The following is a 17,632-nucleotide window of genomic DNA, read 5'->3' as shown; positions in this document are numbered from 1 at the left end:
CTCATTGCGGTACGTAAGCCAGCGGGTTCACGCGGGCGCGGTTGACCCGCAGTTCCAGGTGCAGGTGATAGCCGCCGCCCCCGGTGCTATACACGTTGCCGGTGTTGCCTACGTAGCCGATGACCTGCCCCTTGGTCACAGCGCTGCCCTGGCTGACGACAATGCTGCTCAGGTGGGCATACAGGCTGTCGTAGGTGTTGCCGTCGTCGGCCGTGCCGTGGCTGATCTGCACACAGTTGCCGTAGCTGTACACGGCGGCGGCCGCGCTCACGATGCCATCAGCAATGGCGTAGACCGGCGTGCCGCCCGGCGCGGCAAAGTCGGTGCCCCGGTGGGGGATGCCCCAGGGGTCGGCCTCGCCAAACTGGGTGGTGATGCGCCCGTAGCTGTCCAGCGGGCAGCGGAAGGCAAGGCTGGTCAGGTGCAGGTCGGCGGTGGTGTACTTGCTGCTTTGGGCGCGGGCGTAGGCGTCCAGATCCGCCGTGGCCTGCAGATAGGCTTTGCGGGCGGCCTCGGTCACCACAGCTTGTGCCTGTTCGGCGGCCTGCTGCTCGGTCAGGGCGGTGTTGGCGGCTTGTAAGGCGCTGCCCAGCTCGTTTTGTGTAGCTTCCAGGGCGGTCTGCTGGGCATCCAGCGCCGCGCGGGCGGCCTCGGCTTCGTCAGCAGCGGCTTGGGCCTCGGCGCGGGCGGTGTCCAGGGCTTCGGCCTCGGCGTTCAACTGCGCCAGGGCGGCGCTGCTGTGGTCGGCCAGCTCCCGCAGGGTCTCGGCAAAGGTCAGCATCTCGTACAGGCTGTGGGCCTGCATCAAAAGGGTAATGCTGCCGCCGCCGTCCAAAAGCTGCATCGCGCCCATCTGGCTTTTGCAGCGGACCAGGCTGGCGTCGTACTCGGCCTGCTTGTCCGCCAGCGCCTGGGCGGCCTGCTCGGCGGCCGCGGTGCGCTCGTCCAGGGTGCGCTGGGCCTCCTGCAAGGCTGTATATATGCCGCTCAACTGGGCGGCGACTTCGGCGCTCTGCCCCTGCAATTGGTCGATCTGGCTCTGGGTCTCGCTTTGCTGGTTTTGCAGTTCTTCCAGTTCTTGCTGGGCTTCGTTGTAGGCCTGCTGGGCTTGATTCTGTTTTGCCGATAATTCGTCCTTTTTGCTGTCAGCATACGCGCCAAACGGCGCAAAAAGGGTGCAAAAAAGCAGCCCCGCCGCCAACAGGGCGGGGCCGGGGGAAGAATATTTCATAGGAGTGTTACCTTATTATAGGGTAGACAGGAGTTCACAAACCGTCTGCGGGTCTACGGGTTCGCTGTTTTTCAGCACTTCCCAATGCAGGTGGGGGCCGGTGCTGGCCCCGGTGCTGCCGCAGGCGGCGATCTCCTGGCCTTGCACGACCTGCTGCCCGACCTGCACCTTCACGCTGCCCAGGTGGCTGTATCGCGTCTGCCACGAGGCACCGTCGTCCATGCCGTGGTACAGCACCAGATAGTAGCCGTCGTCCTCATTATAGTCGTACTCGGTCACGGTGCCGTCGGCGGCGGCCAGTACGGTGGTGCCCTCCGGGGCCGCCAGGTCTACGCCGGTGCAGTTTTGGGCGAAAGTGCTGCTCATCCGCACATCGTCAGAAAGGTCGAGCGGCAGCGAAAAGACAACGGCCTGCGCCCCCTGGCCGCCCAGTGCTTCATCCATCGTGTGCATGGCATCGTATAGCTTGGCGTCGACGCATCGGTCAATGAGTTCCTGCCGCTCCTCGTCGGTCGGCTCGGCGCTGTCGCCCTCCCCGTGATAGGCGGTAAACCAGCGCGGAGAGGTCAGGGTGTTATCCACATATACTTCAAAATGACACTGGTTGCCGGTGGTTCGGCCGGTGCTGCCTACGTAGCCGATGATCTGCCCCTGGATAACATGCTGTCCGACTTCCACAGTATAGCTCTGCAGGTGGGCGTACAGGGTGCGCCAGCTGTAACCCTCGCTGTTCGTGCCGTGGTCGATGACCACAAAATTGCCCCAGCTGTAATGCTCGGCGGCCTGGACGACAACGCCATCGGCCGCGGCCAGCACATCGGTGCCGGGGGCGGCACACAGATCGTCACCGCGGTGGCCGTTGCCCATAAAGCGGGAAATGTACTTGTAATCCGGTACAGGATCGATAAACAGCGGGCTGTTGTCGGGGTCCTCCAGCAGCGGCAGCTGGGCGGTGTTGACCACAGCGGTGGGTGCCTGCGTCGGTGCGGGGGTAGGCGTGGCCTCCGGCTCAGCGGCTTCGGCGGTCTCCGGCGTGGCGGCGGGGGCGTTTTCCAAAGTAGGGCGCACCATGCAGGCCGTCATGCTGGCAGCGATGACCACGGCGCAGACCACCATGGCCCCGGCCCCCAGGCGGCGGTAATGCAGCAGATGCACGATGCGGGTCTTAGCGCTGCCCTGACCAAAGGCCAGGCTGCCGGGCACGCCGCGCCCCTGCATGGCAAACCGCAGAATGCTCTCGCAGTAGGCGCTGCAGGCGGCGGAAGATTGGCCTCGCACGGCAGCTTCGTCGCAGGCGGCCTCCATGTCGCGCTCAAACTCGCGGAAGGCCAGCCACGCCAGCGGGTTGAACCAGTGCAGGCAGGCCACGGCGTAAAACAGCGGCTTGGTCAGCGGGTCGCCCCGGCGGATGTGGGTGCGCTCGTGCAAGATAACGGCGTCCCGGGCGGGGCCGACCAGCCCGGCGGGCAGGTAGATGCGGGGCCGCAGCAGGCCCAGGGTAAAGGGCGTGGGCACACAGGGGCCGCTGAAGCAGCCATCCGGCGTTTTGCAGGCCAGCGCCACCTGGCGGGACAGGCGCAGGTAGCCCCACACGGCACGCACGGCCAGCAGTGCCACGCCCACAGCCCATACCGCCGCCAGCAGATGCCACACGGTCAGTGTGGTGTACCAGGGCGCAGGCGCGGCGGGGGCGGCGGGAACCATGGCAGGCAGGTCCGGGGCGGTAAGCTCCGGCTGGGTCAGGGCCTGCACAGTGTCGGCGGCCTCGGCCAGTTGGGTGTTTTGCGGGCGGGGCAGGGCAAGCGGGATGCCAAAGGGCAGCACGAACCGCAGTCCCACGGCCAGCCACAGCCAGCACAAAAACCGGCTGGGCGCATGGGCACGGCGCAACAGGCGGCAGACGACCCAGGCCGCCAGCGCCGCCGCGCTGCCCCACAGGCTGAGCAGCAAAAACGAAAGCACAGTGCTGCGCATAATAGTCACCCCTCTTTCGATTGGGCCGCGTCCAACAGGGCGCGGATCTCGGCCGCTTCGGCGGCGCTGATGGGCTTCGAGTTCAAAAATGCGGCCACGAAGCGCGGCAGGCTGCCGTCAAAGGTCTTGTCCACCACGGCGGCGCTCTCGGCGCACTGCACTTCCTCCTTTTTTACCAGGCTGGTCACAGTGCCGCCCTCGTTTTGCAGAATGCCGCGCTCGCACAGCTTTTTCAGCACGGTATAGGTGGTGCTTTTTTTCCAACCCAGCTCGGCGGCGGAAAGTTTGACCAGCTGGCCGCTGGGCAGGGGCTCGGTGTCCCACACCAGGCAGGCAAACCGGTATTCAGCTTCGGCTAAATGGTTCATGGTTTTCTCCTTTGGTCTACATGGATAGACTTCTTTTATTTGTAGTCTATCACAGTAGACCAAAATTGTCAATAAAAAATGCTTTCCCCTGCTTAGGTGGGGGAAAGCAGAAATTAAATTACCTTATGCTCCATCCATTTGCCGCTATAAAACCGTACCCCAAACAAAATACTCCGGCAGATCCAATCCACAAACATGCCAAACCATACGCCGGTCAGCCCCATGTGCATCTGCAGCACAAAGAAATAGCTTAAAATCACGCGGAACACCCACATGCTGGCGATACTGACGAGCATCGTAAACTTGGCATCGCCGCCGCTGCGCAGGGCGTTGGGCAGGGTAAAGCTGGGGGCCCAGAACACCACGCAGAACACGCTGAACCAGTGCACCACCACCGTGCACATGCTGGCCGCCTCGGCCGACAGGTGGAACCAGGTGATAATCTCCGGCAGCAGAAAAAACATGGCCAAATTGGTCAGCCCCAGGCCCACGATGGCAATACCGGTCAGCTGCAGGGAGTACTTTTTCGCCTGTTCCTTGTCCCCGGCACCCAGACAGCGGCCCACCACTGGGATCATGGCCAGGTTCATCGTAGCGCCGGGCACGTTGGCCGCCGTGCAAACGCTGTTGGCCACGGCATTGGCCGCAATGGCGGCGGTGCCCAGGGTCGAGGTCAGGCTGCTGACGCACAGCTTGCCGATTTGGAACATGCCGTTCTCCAAACCCGACGGCACACCGATGGCCAGCACCTTCATGATTGGCTCCTTGCGGGGGCGCAGGTCGGCAAAACCGGCCACCCGCAGCGGGTTGTGGATGTTCTGGTTCTGCCACAAGATCCACACTGCCGCAAACACGCGGCCGATCAGCGTAGCCAGCGCCGCGCCCACAACGCCCATGCCAAAGCCATAAATCAACAGCGCGTTGCCGCCGATGTTGATGACATTCATCACCAAACTGGCCAGCATGCTGATGCGGCTGTTGCCCTGGGCACGGAACAGCGCTGCGCCGCCGTTGTACAGCCCAATGAACGGGTAGGAGATGGCGCTGATGATGAAATATTGCTGCGCGTAGTGCATGACCTCGTCGTCAATGCTGCCAAACACCCCGCGCAGAATGGGGCGGGACAGCGCCAGGCACAGCACGCCCACCGCAACCGTGGAGATGGCCAGCACGCTGTACAGCTGGGCCGCGCTGCGCTGGGCGCTCTCCTGGTCGCGGCGGCCCATGTACTGGCTGGCGACCACCGCGCCGCCGGTGGCCAGTGCCGCCAGGATTTGGATAATCAGAATGTTCAGGCTGTCCACCAGCGACACGCTGGACACAGCCGCCTCGCCCACACCGGCCACCATCAGGGTGTCAGCCATGCCCATCGTCACGCTTAGGGTCTGCTCCAAAAACAGCGGCCAGATCAGCGCCACCAGCGCAGACCGCGTAAAAAGCGGCGCCTTTGCTTGCGTTGCGGTACCCATACCGGGAGTTCCTCCTTCATTTTCCTAAACCCAAAGGGCATAATATCTGCACGAATTATGTATCATTATAGCCCAACATCCGCGGTGATGCAATTGATAAAAAGCAAGACAAACAGGCAAAAATTGCGCAAATTTGCTGTCCGGCTGCCGATGGCACAAAATTTGCAATCGGATGGATATTGCCCGGTTTGGGGCAGCAAAAAAACCGGGCCCCGCAGCGGGGACCCGGTTTTTTGGTATAAAGTTTAGAAGTCGACCTCGGTGTCGTAGTAGCAGCACTTCAGCAGCTTTTCCATTTCTTCCTGGCTGGGCTGGCGCGGGTTGGAGCCCGTGCAGGCGTCGGCGATGGCGTTCTTGGCGATCTCAGGCAGTCTCTCCAGGAACACATTCTCCGGAACAAAGCCCTGCTCGCAGGGGTAAGAGTCGGGGCCGTAGTGGCCGATGCAGTGCGGGATGTTCAGGTCGTCGTTCATGCCGCGCAGGTACTTGATAAGCAGGGCGACCTTCTCGTCGTCGTTGGCGCCGCCCAGGTTCATCTTGTCGGCAATCACACCGTAGCGGGCTTTGGCGGTGGGGTCTTTGGCGTTGAAGGCGATGACCTTGGGCAGGTACATGGCGTTGGCGGCACCGTGGATGATGTGGGCACCGTAATCCGCAAAGGCCGCGCCAGTCTTGTGTGCCATGCTGTGCACGATGCCCAGCAGCGCGTTGGAGAACGCCATACCGGCCAGGCACTGTGCGTTGTGCATGGCGTCGCGCTTATCCATATCGCCGTTGTAGCTGCCAATGAGGTTGGCCTGGATCATCTCGATAGCATGCAGGGCCAGCGGGTCGGTAAAGTCGCAGTTGGCAGTGGAAACGTAAGCCTCGATGGCGTGGGTCATGGCGTCCATACCGGTGTGGGCCACCAGCTTTTTGGGCATGGTGTGGGCCAGCTCGGGGTCGACGATGGCGACATCGGGGGTGATCTCAAAGTCAGCGATAGGATACTTGATGCCCTTCTCATAATCGGTGATGATGGAGAAGGCAGTCACCTCGGTAGCAGTGCCGGAGGTGGAGGAGATGGCGCAGAAGTGTGCCTTGCGGCGCAGCGGCGGGATGCCAAAGACCTTGCACATATCCTCAAAGGTGATGTCAGGATACTCGTACTTGATCCACATGGCCTTGGCGGCATCGATGGGGGAACCGCCGCCGATGGCAACGATCCAGTCCGGCTGGAATTTCTCCATTGCAGCCGCGCCCTTCATGACGGTCTCAACGGACGGGTCAGGCTCGATACCCTCGAACAGCTCCACTTCCATGCCGGCTTCTTTTAAGTAAGCCTCGGCACGATCCAGGAAGCCGAACCGCTTCATGGAGCCGCCGCCGACGCAGATCATTGCGCGCTTGCCGGGCAGGGTCTTCAATGCCTCCAGGGCTTTGGGGCCGTGATACAGGTCACGAGGGAGAGTAAATCTTGCCATAAAATTGCCTCCTTTATAGCTTGACAAATTATTGTCAAATTCATTACTTAACATTTTACGCTGATTCCGTTTAAAGGTCAATTGACGTTTGAACGAATTTGCGACCCAAATTTCGGCATTTTGCCAGATTGCGTTTCATAGCTTGAAAAGAACTGAACTACGCTGAAAAGGGGGCTTTTCTCATGCGTCACCTTTCACCTTTGCAAACCAAGGGGATGCGGCTGCGCATCCGGCTGCTGGCAGGTGTGCTGGCTGTGGGATGCCTGGGCGGGCTGGTAGGGCGGCTGGCCGTGCTGCAATTGGTGGACGCCGACGGTTATGCCGCCCGAGCCTCCGACCAGCAGCTGCGCGGGGCCACACTGCCCGCCGCCCGCGGGGAGATTACCTCGGCTGATGGCACGCTGCTGGCTGCCAGCGAGACCTGCTGGACCATCCGTGCCGCCCCGCGGGAGCTGGCCGACGAGCTGGTGGAGCCTGCCGCCAAAGCGTTGAGCGGGATCCTGGAACTAGACTATGCGGAAACGCTGGAAAAATTCTCGGTCCGCACCTCCAACGACTGCCTGCTGCGCCGCCGCGCCAACCGGGAGATGGCCGACGCCGTGCGTGCCTGGTGTCAGGAGCACAATGCCCAGGGCATCCAGATCCGGCAGGATACCCGCCGCGTCTACCCGCAGGGAGATTTTATGGGCGGCCTGCTGGGCTTTACCGATGTAGACAACGCGGGCCTGTGGGGGCTGGAACTTTACTATAATAAGGAGTTGACCGGCCAGAACGGGCAGATCTTAACGGCCAAAAACGCCTGGGGCTACGACATGCCCACCCACTACCAGACCCTGCAGGAGGCCGTGCCCGGCAACAGCCTGACGCTGACCATCGACGCAGAAATTCAGCACTGGCTGGAAAGCGCCCTCTCCGCCGCCGTGCAGGAGCACCATGTGGCCGAGCGGGGCGTGGGCATTGTGATGGATGTGCAGACGGGGGCTGTGCTGGCGATGAGCTGCCAGCCGGACTACGACCCCAACACGCCCCGGCGGCTCATCGATGACGATGCCCGCGCGGCGGTGGATGCCCTGACCGGTGAGGAGCGCAGCGCCGCCCTGCAAAAGGCCCAGCAGGCCCAGTGGCGCAACAAGGCCATCAGCGACCTGTACGAGCCCGGCAGTGTATTCAAGCTCATCACAGCGGCCGCCGCGCTGGACAGCGGTGCCTGCAAGCCCACCGATTACTTTGTATGCGCGGGCAAGATCAGCGTGGCAGGCACACGGTTCCGCTGCGCCAACGGCCACGTCCACGGAGCCGAGACTTTCGCACAAGGGCTGGCTGTCAGCTGCAACCCCTGCTTTATCCAGATCGGCGCACGGCTTGGAAAAGAACGGTTCTGCGATTATTTTGCCGCCTTTGGCTTGCGGGAGGCTACTGGCATCGACCTGCCCGGCGAGATCAAGCGCAGCGAATATTATACAGCCGACCGGATGGGCCCGGTAAACGATTTTGTATAAGAAAAAGAACGCGAATTTATTTGATTTTTTGGCTAAAATGCAGTATCATGAAAGCAAAAAAGATGGGACATGGAGGCGACTATGAAATCACCTGAGGTGCAGTTCACGCCGGAAGATCGGCTGATATTGGATTCCTACTGCCAGATGCTGGACGGTCTGGCACAATATTTGGGCACAGGCTATGAACTGGTGCTGCATAGCTTGGAAGACCTGGAACATTCGGCAATTCGGGTGATGAATAGTCACACGGGCCGCAGCGAGGGCGCACCTATCACAGAATTGGCCCTTACGATGTTGGGACGTATCCACGCACAGACCCAGGGGGATACGGTCTGCTATTCCAGCACAAACCGCGATGGAAAACCGCTGCGCTCTTGTACGATCGCAATCCGGGGCAGTGAACAGCGAATCATCGGGTTACTGTGTATCAATTTTTATATGGACACCCCGCTTTCGCAGCTTCTGGAAACGATTTCCCCCGCACAGAGCCAGCCTGTAGCGGAAACCTATGTACAGAATTCTACAGAAATGGTGCAGGCTGCCGTACAGCGTGCGGCAGCAGAAACCGATGCAGAAGGGCTGGCGGGAAGTGTACTGCGTAACAGAGAAATTGTCAGTAAGTTGTATGCCTCGGGCATTTTCAATATCAAAGACGCAGTGATTCAGGTGGCAGACTGCCTGAACATTTCAAAAAACACCGTGTACCTTCATTTGCGCCACTGCAAGGGACTTGAATAAAAAAGTTAAGTCTTTGCAATGAAATACTTTTCATTCTTAGTTGCAATTTGTAGCAGGAATGTGTATACTATAGATAGTTCAGAAAGGCAAGGACGCCAGCCGGGCAGACAACCCGGCTGGCATCTTTTTTGCGTAACAGCATAAATATGACGATTTTTGCTGCAGAATCCGTGACTCGTCAGACTAAACAAAAGAAAGAAGAAACTTTCCTACAACTTGCCAATAGACTGAAAAATAGTTTATTGATATAATGAGGACAACGAGCAATGAAAAATATTTCATTGCAAAAAGAACGAATTTTTTAAGGAGGACTATCTTATGAAAATCATTGCAACGAACAACGCACCCGCAGCCATTGGCCCGTATTCTCAGGGCATCGTTTCTGGAGGTTTCGCTTACTGCTCCGGCCAGATTCCCGTAAACCCTGCTGATGGTACGATCCCCGAGGGCATCGAGGCCCAGGCTCACCAGAGCTGCAAAAACGTGGCGGCTGTGCTGGCGGCTGGCGGCACCGGCATCGATAAAGTAGTAAAGACCACCTGTTTTCTGGCAGATATGGCAGACTTTGCAACCTTCAACAGTGTTTACGCACAGTACTTCACCAGCAACCCGGCCCGCAGCTGCTGTGCCGTCAAGGACCTGCCCAAGGGTGTGCGCTGCGAAATCGAGGCTGTCGCGGAAGTATAATGGACTCTATCCGCGCCCGAAAGATTGACAGCAGCACAACTGCTGTTAGAAAAGCGAGGAAAATTTCATGGATATCAAAACAAAGATGAATGCCCGATTTAAGGACCTGCAGGGCGGCTTATTCCTAAATGTCAGCAAGGCGGATGTAGGCGAAGGTGCCAGCGTATTCCAGAAAGCAGGCGGCGATGTAATGGCCTGGGCAGATATGTTTTACCCAGACCCGTCTATCCCGGAATCGGTGAAAAAGGCTACGATGGAAGCGGTAAAGGGAGGATTCCCGTCCCACTATACCTTGCCTGTCGGTATGTACGAACTACGCTGCGCGCTGGCCGAACATATCCATGAGCGGACGGGCCTGGCAATCGATCCCAGTCGGAATGTAATTGTGACCCCGGGTTCGGACTCTGGCCTGCTGTTTGCGATGATGCCGTTCTTGGAAGCCGGTGACGAAGTGCTGGTCCCTGACCCCAGCTATCCCAGCAACTATTTGAACTGCAAACTCCTTGGGGCTAAGGCTGTTCATGTGCCGACCTGGTATGATGACAATTATCGTATTCATATCGAGGAACTGGAAAAGCGTGTTACGCCGCACACAAAAATGGTGCTGCTGACACATCCCAACAATCCCACTACAGTTGTATATCGTAAAGATAACCTGGAAGAATTGGCGAGGTTTATTGTTCGCCATGATCTGGTTTTGGTTTGTGATCAGGCGTTTGAGGACCATATCTTTGATGGAATCGAGTTTGTGTCCCCCTGCACTCTTCCTGGCATGTGGGAACGCACGGTTACGGTTTGTTCGCTGTCTAAGGGCTACGGTCTGAGCGGCTATCGTATGGCGTACCTGTATGCAGATGATCACATCATGGATGTATTCTACGGTGCTGCGGTGAACGTTCTGGGAGCACCCTGCACAGCCTCTACCTTTGGTGCGATTGCAGCGCTGAAGGATAAGACAATTTTGCCGGAATACTATGAGAGATTGGATCGCCGACGCAGATTGGCTTGTGAAATTCTGGGCTCTGCACCGGGCGTCAAGATGCGCATGAGTGAAAGCGGCATCCTTTCCTGGCTGGATGTGAGCGCCCTGGGGACTTCGCAGGAAGTGGCTGATTATCTGATGGAGCACGCCAAAATTATGGTAAACCAGGGCACCCCTTATGGGGAGCAGGGCGCAGGTTTCATCCGCATTGTAACAGCCTGCTTTGCCAAAGATGAAGATGCGGTACAGCGCTTTGAACGTATTAAGGCAGCTTTCACTGAACTGGCCAGACAAAAGGGGTTAATAACCTGATATTCCGGATATAAGGAGGAATCAAATTATCATGGACGAAACAAGGAAAAAACTGACATTTCGCGGCGGAATGTTTTTCTCGTTGGTGCCAGTTGTGATTTATGTCTTTTTCTGTGTTGTTCTATTCATTATTTTCAAGGCGTTCAACATGGAGGCCCTGGCGGTAGGCGGTTTCATTGCATTGTTGGTAGGCGGATTGTTCTGCACCAGCTACAGCGAATTCTGGGACAGCGCCGTGCGGGGGATAAGCTCCATTACATCGGTTTCGGTTGTGGTAATTCTTCTCCTGACGGGTATGTTCAGCCAGTTGATTAAGATCTGCGGTTTGTCTGGTGGTTTTGTCTGGCTGGCAAATTCCTTCGGAATCCGTGGGGGGTTATTTGTTGCCTTTACTTTTCTGGCAACCTGCATTGTCTCTACGGCGACCGGTTCCTCTATTGGAACCATGTTTATTGCGTTTCCGATTTTTTACCCGGCAGGCTTGATTCTGGGCGCAAATCCTATGTGGATGGCTGGCTGCATTGTTTCCGGCGCTGTGTTTGGTGACAACCTTGCCCCTATCTCTGATACTACGATTGCATCTTCTTCCACGCAGCAGTTCCATGATGGCCGCCCGGCAGATATTGGCGGTGTCGTCAGCAGTCGTGTGCAGTATTCTGCAGTTGCTGGGCTCATTACCATCGTGTTCTTTGCTATCGTTGGCGGTATCGGCGGTACTTATCAGGGCGGCGAGATCGATGCGGTATCGAATCCGACAACACTGGTCATGCTGCTCCCAGTTGTAGTAATGCTGGTTGTTTCTACCAAGACCCGCAACATCTATGCAGGTATCGGCGTTGGCCTCAGCCTGGGTACCGTTGTGGGACTGGCAGCAGGACTGTTCACTTTTGCCGATGTATTTGCTAACGATGCAGCGAACAACGCGGCTGTGGGTTTCCTCATTGATGGTGTGAACAATATTCTGCCTACCTGTGCGCTGGTCATTTCGGTTTTTGGCATTATGGGTGTATTGAATGACGCCGGCCTGTTGGATTATCTGGCGGACAGTATTCTGCAGAGCAAGGCCGCCAGCACCGAGCGCGGCGCTGAACTAATTTGCATGCTTGGCATTTCCCTGACAACGATCCTGTTCGGTGGTGTTACCAGTGCTTCGATTCTGACTTTTGGTCCCATCTTGAACCGCATTGGCTCTGCCAAGAACATTCATCCCTACCGTCGTGCAAACCTTCTGGATGGTACGGCAAACAGCCTGCCTGCTATTGTGCCGTTTATGAGCGTGTTTGTATTTATCGGTGCTGCTCTGACCGGACTTTCCCCTGTAGAAGTGGCAGGCGGAACAGTATACGCCTTTGCACTGTTTGGCACCTTCCTGGTTGCGGTCATTACCGGTTGGGGCCGTAAACACGAAGATGAACCTGCGAAAAAGTAATCGCTTTACAGTAACATAAAAAAGCGTCCTGCATCCAATCCATGGATGTGGGACGCTTTTTTGTCAGTACTTTATTTCTGTGGCCGCAAACTCCTGTGCAAATTGTCGCGCAGGTTTTGCGGCAAATCTGGCAGGGCATCCCCGTTGCCGGCGCTGCAGCACAGGGCAATCAACCCGCCGGTCACGGTGCAGAAGATCGAGGTGCGGCAAGCGTCCATCGTTAAGTCGGGGTCGATCTCCCCGGCGGCCTGCAGGCGGGCCACCAGCGCATCGGTCAGGGCAGTCAGCTGGCTGCGACATGCGTTGGTACATTCGGGCAAAGCGGCCTGCTGGCCAAAGCTGACGGCCAACAGCCGGTAGGTGCTCATCCGCTGGGCGGCATCCTCCTGCAAATAGTCCACCAGCTCATTCTCCAAATCGACCAGCGTGCGGCAGCGGTCAAACCGGGCGGCGATGCGCTCGTTCTCCTGCGCAAAGCAGTAGCGGGCCACGCCCTGCAAAATCTCTTCTTTCGAGGAAAAATATTCGTACACGGTGCCTTTGCCGATGCCCGCGGCGTCGGCCAGCTGCTGGATGGTCATAGCGGCGGGGCTGACGCCCTGAGACGTTAAGGCCAGTGCGGCTTCGTATACTTTGGCTTTGCGCTGTGCATGGCTGTCAGGGGTCATTTCGCATCCTCCTTCGGGGGCAGCAGGGTGGTCTCAAAAGTGGGTTCCGCTTCGGCGTCGGCGGCAGGCTGGGCCGCACCGGCGCGGCGGGCGGCAAACTCTGCCGCAAATTCGGCGGCGTCATCGGGCAGATCGTCCATGCCATCGTCGCCCACGTCAATGTTCACAGGCGGCTTGCGGTAGAACAGGTCGTACATCACGGGCACGATGAACAGCGTCATCAACGTGGCATAGGTCAGGCCGCCAATGATTACGATGGCCATACCCTTGCTCATGTCGCTGCCCACATCCTGGCTGAACAGCATCGTTACCATAGCCAGCACGGTGGTCAGGGTGGTCATCAAAATGGGGCGCATACGGGTACGGCCGGTGGCTACCAGCGCGTCGGTACGCTCCAGCCCGCCAATGCGCAGCTGATTGACGTAGTCCACAAAGACGATGCCGTTGTTGACGACAACGCCCATCAAAACCAGGAAGCCCATCAGCGAGATCAGCGAAAGCTGTTCGCCGGCAATCATCAGCCCCAGCATGCCGCCGGTAAAGGCCAGTGGAATCGTAAACAGCACGATGAAGGGCGACAGCAAACTCTGGAACTGTGCCACCATAACAAAGTAGACGAAGATCAGCGCCAGGGTCGTCATAAGCACCATCTGCTGCAACATCTCGGCCACCTGGGTAGTTTCACCGGCCAGCTCGGCGGTCACGCTGTCGGGCAGATCCAGCGCGGCCAGCTTCGGCTCCACCTCGCGGGAGAGCAGGGTGGTGTTGTAGCCGTCCACGGTCTCGCTGGTTACGCTCATCTTGCGGGAGCCATTCTCGCGGGCGATGGAAACAAAGCCTGCGCTGGTGGTGCGGGTGGCAAACTCGCCCAGGGTATGGGTCTCGGTTACACTGCTGCCGTCCTCATCGGTGGTGGTCGTCTCAAATTCCATGTTGAACAGGCTGTCCAGATCCGGCGTTTCGGTCTTGTCCACGATGGTCACGGTGTAGTTGGTGCCGTTGGCTTTCAGTGTGGTGGCGGTGGTATCGGTGGTCAGTTTGGCGGCTACCTGCTGGTAGACCTGCGCTACGGTCAGGCCCATCCGCATGGCTTTGTCCTTGTCGATGGAGATGTTGATCTCCTCGTCGCCGTTCTCCTGGCCATCGCTGGCGTTGGCAATGCCGTCCACGCTGTTCAACAGGTCGACCACCTGCTCCGCGGCAGTGTTCAAATCGTTCAGGTCGCTGCCGTACAGGTCGACCTCGATACCGCTGCCGGAAAGTGCGCTCATGTCCATCATGCCGTTGGCATTCACGGTCACTTCGCAGGGCAGGGAGGCGGTGGCATCGGTGATCTGTTCTTGAATTTCGCTGCCCCGGCGGGCACCCTCATCTGTCAGCAGTACATAATAGGTAAAGGTTGTGTTGTCCACGGCGGCATCACTGCCCATCATGGACACCATGCTGTTGCCGCCGGACATCGCGCCCACGGTCTGTACGCCGTCAAGGGCGCTCACGGCGTCCATTACAGCATCGGCGGTGGCAAAAGCGTCGTCCTTGGCGGTGTCGTCGGCCACGTCCACGGTGATTGAGAGCTGGTTGCTGCCCATATCGGGGATCATGACAATGCCCATGGTGGCAATGCGCCACACCGACAGCACCAGCAGGCTGATAGCCAGCCCCAGGGGAAGGGCCTTGACTTTCAGGCAGAAGCGCAGGGCTTTCTCGTAGCCGTCCAGCAGCTTGTCAAACAGCGGGTGCTTGACCTCTTTTTGGGTGCGCAGTACGGTGGAACCCGCGCAGGGCACCACGGTCAACGCCACGATCAGCGAGGCCAGCAGGCTGAAGGTGATAGTCAGTGCCATATCGGTGAGCAGTTCGCGCACCATGCCGGTGGAGAAGATCATCGGCAAAAATACGCAGATGGTGGTCAGGGTCGAGGAGATGATGGAACCCGATACCTGCCGGGCACCCTGAACCGAAGCCCGCGGGGCCGGTACGCCGCGCCCGCGCAGACGGTAGATGTTCTCGATGACAACGACCGAGTTATCCACCAGCATGCCGATGCCCAGCGCCAGGCCCGACAGACTGAGGATATTGAAGGTGATGCCGGTGAAATACATCATCACGATGGCAAACAGCACGCTCAGCGGCATCGAGATGGCGACGACCAGCGTTGGGCGCAGGTCCTTCAGGAACAGTGCCAGCACCAGAATGGCCAGCACGGCGCCTTCCACCAGGTTGGACAGCACGCTCTTGACGATCATGCGGATGTAGTCGCCCTGGTCCATGATGGTGGTCAGGTGCAGGCCGTCCTTGCCGTCCATCAAAGTCTGCATGGCGGCGGTGCTGGCGGAGGACACGGCTGAGGTGGACGCGGTGGAACTCTTGTAAATGGAGAGCAGCACCGCGCGGTTGCCGCCCACCTTGGCGTAGCTGTCATCGGCGTTGTCGGTGATCTCTACGTCCGCCACGTCGGAAAGGCGCACATCGCCGATGCCGTCAATGCTGCACAGCACCATGCTTTTCAGTGTGTCGGCGCTGTCGAAGGTGTCGCCCACCTTTACAATGTAGCGGTTGTCATCGCCCTCGCCGCCCTCAATATACCCGGCGGGCATCGAGAAGTTCTGGGCGGAGATCAGCTGTTTCAACGTGTTCATGTTCAGCAGCTGGTCCAGGTTGGCGCTTTTCAGCGCTTCTTCGCGGGCAGAATCGTATTCTTCCTGCGCGGCGTCCAACTGCGCTTTGCCGGATTCCAGCTGGGTACGGCCGCTTTCCAGCTGGAACTCGCCCAGCTGCAGCTGGGCCTCGCTGCCGCTTAAAAGCAGCTGTACGGCCATATCGGCCAGGCTGGGGTCCACAGGGTTCTCTTCCAGATTCTCCAGCATCGTCTGCAGCTTGCCGCGCTGGTCGTTCAGCTGGGTCAGCATCGTCTGGGCCTTGGTCAGCTGGTCGTTCAGGCTGGAGATGGTGGATTGCAGCGTCTTGCGCAGTTCCTCGGTGCTGCTGTTCAGGCTGGACTCGGCGTCCTTGCGGGCGTTCAGCAGCACGGTGGCGTTCTGCAAAGCGGTGCGGGTGGTGGACAGGGTATTCACCATGTCGCTGTAGCCGGTCAGGGCATCGCGGTTGGCGGTGGCCGTGGTCAGCTGGGCCTGCAGGGCGGTCTGCTGGTCGCGCTTGGCCTGCAGCTCCTCGTCGGTGGCACCGCCGTTGATGCCGTTGGCGATTTCATTGTCCAACTGCTGAATTTGCAGCGTAAGTGCCGTGATCTGAATGTTCAGCGCGGCATTGGCCTGCTCGATGGTGGCATCGCCGGTCAGCGGCGCGGCAGCGGCCTGGATGGCGGCATCGGCGCGGTCGATGGAGGCGATCATGGCAGCCATCTTGTTAAGGTCTCTCTTGGCTTCTTCCAGATTGGCGGGCAGGGCGGCGGCGTTGTACTCGCTGTCGTACTGGGCCAGAATTTGCTTGCAGCTGGCAAACAGCGCGTCGTCGATGGGCAGGGTGACCTCCGGCAGGCTGGACGGATCGGTCTTCAGGCTGCCCAGCTGTTGGTTGGCCTTGTCCAGCTGGCCTTTCAGGTCGGCGATCTTCTGCTCCAGCGTGGGAATCTGGTCGTCCAATTGGGTAATGGCGTCCCGCAGCTGCTGGGTGATGTTGGATTTCTGGGTGTTCAGCTGGCTTTTGCCGCTGTCCAGTTGCGCTTGGGCGTCGTCCAGTTGGGCCAGACCTTCGTTGATCTTGGCGCGGTTCTCGTCCAGCTGGTCCTTGGCTTCGGCCAGCCGGTCACTGACTTTCACCAGCAGCTTGTCGTTCACCTCATCGATCTTGTCCTGATCGAGGGTGATCTGCACGGTCTGCTTCACCAGGCCGGTGGTGGAAACGCTGGCTACGCCGTCCACGCGCTCCAGTTGGGGCAAGATCGTGTCGTTGATGTAGTCGGACAGCTCGTAGATGTCCATGCCCTCGCAGTCCACAGCCACGTACTGGGTGGCCATCATATCGGGGCTGATCTCGATCAGTGTGGGAGTGCTGGCCATGTCGGGCAGGGTGTCGCCCAGCTGGTTCACGGCCGTGCTGGCCTTGACCATGGCGCTGTCCATGTCGGTATCTTCCTGGTATTCCAGAAAGATAAGGCTGTAGTTCTCGTTGCTTTGGCTGGTCACGTTTTTCACGCCGTTCAGCGTGGAAAGGCTGTTTTCCAGCGGCTGGGTCACATCGGCCTCCACCTGTTCAGGGCTGGCGCCGGGGTAGGTGGTCATTACCAGCAGGTAGGGCAGGTTCATCGAGGGCAGCAGATCCGTTTGGATGCGCAGCAGGCTGACCACGCCCAGCACCAGCACCAGGATGACCGCCACCAGAATGGTGAAGGGCTTTTTGACACTGTATTTCGGCATAGGTTGAAAAGATCCTTTCCGTGGGCTTACAAAAACCGACCGACCGGTCGGTCGGCAACGATGCCAGTATAGCACAAACGTTAGCCGTGTACAACGGAGGAGAAAAAAATTCACATTTTGGGTGGCACTTGCGGGCCGATGGCGAGCATCGGCCCTTACAATACAGCAGCAGCTCTTGCCATAGGGGCGGATGCTTGCATCCGCCCGCTTTTATGCTATAATACCTTAGGCAACACCGCACAATTCCCGCCTAGCGGCTTAAGCACCGCTCCGGCGGATCTCCGCGCCAAGAGCCGCCGCAAAGCGTCGGTTGCGCTCCGAAGCGCCTCGCTGCGGCTCGGTGTGCGGCACGGCAACTGCGTTGCCAAAATGCTCGATAATACACAAAGTATTATCTGCGCTTTTGGCTTAGCATCTGCCGCACCTCGCTCGCCGT

12 protein-coding genes are annotated in these 17,632 nt (G+C 58.8%); 5 read left to right on the top strand and 7 right to left on the bottom strand.

Annotation, left to right across the window (positions count from 1 at the left end; translation table 11 throughout):
• Position 1: 1 nt before the first annotated feature.
• From OGM81_03345 to OGM81_03325, 5 genes are all read right to left on the bottom strand, one after another.
• Positions 2 to 1,231, bottom strand: a complete 1,230-nt coding sequence (locus OGM81_03345) for a peptidoglycan DD-metalloendopeptidase family protein (protein ID UYJ44185.1) — start codon at positions 1,229 to 1,231, stop codon at positions 2 to 4.
• Between the two features lie 15 nt (positions 1,232 to 1,246).
• Positions 1,247 to 3,205 (bottom strand): M23/M56 family metallopeptidase, encoded by a 1,959-nt coding sequence (locus tag OGM81_03340; protein ID UYJ44184.1) that lies wholly within the window; start codon positions 3,203 to 3,205, stop codon positions 1,247 to 1,249.
• A 5-nt stretch (positions 3,206 to 3,210) separates the two neighbouring features.
• On the bottom strand, positions 3,211 to 3,573 hold the full coding sequence (locus OGM81_03335) for a BlaI/MecI/CopY family transcriptional regulator (protein UYJ44183.1): 363 nt from the start codon (positions 3,571 to 3,573) through the stop codon (positions 3,211 to 3,213).
• A gap of 113 nt (positions 3,574 to 3,686) precedes the next feature.
• On the bottom strand, positions 3,687 to 5,042 hold the full coding sequence (locus OGM81_03330) for an MATE family efflux transporter (GenBank protein UYJ44182.1): 1,356 nt from the start codon (positions 5,040 to 5,042) through the stop codon (positions 3,687 to 3,689).
• 245 nt (positions 5,043 to 5,287) lie between these two features.
• Positions 5,288 to 6,505, bottom strand: coding sequence for an iron-containing alcohol dehydrogenase (locus tag OGM81_03325; GenBank protein ID UYJ44181.1), 1,218 nt, complete (start codon positions 6,503 to 6,505; stop codon positions 5,288 to 5,290).
• Between the two features lie 182 nt (positions 6,506 to 6,687).
• Between OGM81_03325 and OGM81_03320 the strand changes: the two genes are divergently transcribed.
• The 5 genes from OGM81_03320 to OGM81_03300 all read left to right on the top strand — a co-directional run bounded on the left by OGM81_03320 (position 6,688) and on the right by OGM81_03300 (position 12,152).
• Positions 6,688 to 8,004, top strand: coding sequence for a penicillin-binding protein 2 (locus OGM81_03320; GenBank protein ID UYJ44180.1), 1,317 nt, complete (start codon positions 6,688 to 6,690; stop codon positions 8,002 to 8,004).
• Positions 8,005 to 8,085: 81 nt separating this feature from the next.
• The gene (locus OGM81_03315; GenBank protein UYJ44179.1) at positions 8,086 to 8,742 is read left to right on the top strand and encodes a PAS domain-containing protein; all 657 of its coding nucleotides are present in this window, start codon (positions 8,086 to 8,088) and stop codon (positions 8,740 to 8,742) included.
• Positions 8,743 to 9,060: 318 nt separating this feature from the next.
• The gene (locus tag OGM81_03310) at positions 9,061 to 9,429 is read left to right on the top strand and encodes a RidA family protein (GenBank protein ID UYJ44178.1); all 369 of its coding nucleotides are present in this window, start codon (positions 9,061 to 9,063) and stop codon (positions 9,427 to 9,429) included.
• 67 nt (positions 9,430 to 9,496) lie between these two features.
• Positions 9,497 to 10,723: a pyridoxal phosphate-dependent aminotransferase gene (locus tag OGM81_03305; protein UYJ44177.1), complete on the top strand. Its 1,227-nt coding sequence runs from the start codon at positions 9,497 to 9,499 to the stop codon at positions 10,721 to 10,723.
• A gap of 31 nt (positions 10,724 to 10,754) precedes the next feature.
• On the top strand, positions 10,755 to 12,152 hold the full coding sequence (locus tag OGM81_03300) for a Na+/H+ antiporter NhaC family protein (protein UYJ44176.1): 1,398 nt from the start codon (positions 10,755 to 10,757) through the stop codon (positions 12,150 to 12,152).
• A gap of 71 nt (positions 12,153 to 12,223) precedes the next feature.
• On the opposite strand, the gene OGM81_03295 is transcribed toward OGM81_03300, so the two are convergent.
• Positions 12,224 to 12,820, bottom strand: coding sequence for a TetR/AcrR family transcriptional regulator (locus tag OGM81_03295; GenBank protein ID UYJ44175.1), 597 nt, complete (start codon positions 12,818 to 12,820; stop codon positions 12,224 to 12,226).
• Positions 12,817 to 17,196, bottom strand: a complete 4,380-nt coding sequence (locus OGM81_03290; protein ID UYJ44174.1) for an efflux RND transporter permease subunit — start codon at positions 17,194 to 17,196, stop codon at positions 12,817 to 12,819. The genes OGM81_03295 and OGM81_03290 overlap by 4 nt, the downstream gene beginning before the upstream one ends.
• Between the last annotated feature and the right edge of the window lie 436 nt (positions 17,197 to 17,632).

It is taken from the genome of Oscillospiraceae bacterium (assembly GCA_025758045.1).
Classification (GTDB): domain Bacteria; phylum Bacillota; class Clostridia; order Oscillospirales; family Ruminococcaceae; genus Gemmiger.
Note: the sequence above shows the minus strand (reverse complement) of the source record. Positions and strands in the feature narration are given on the sequence as shown.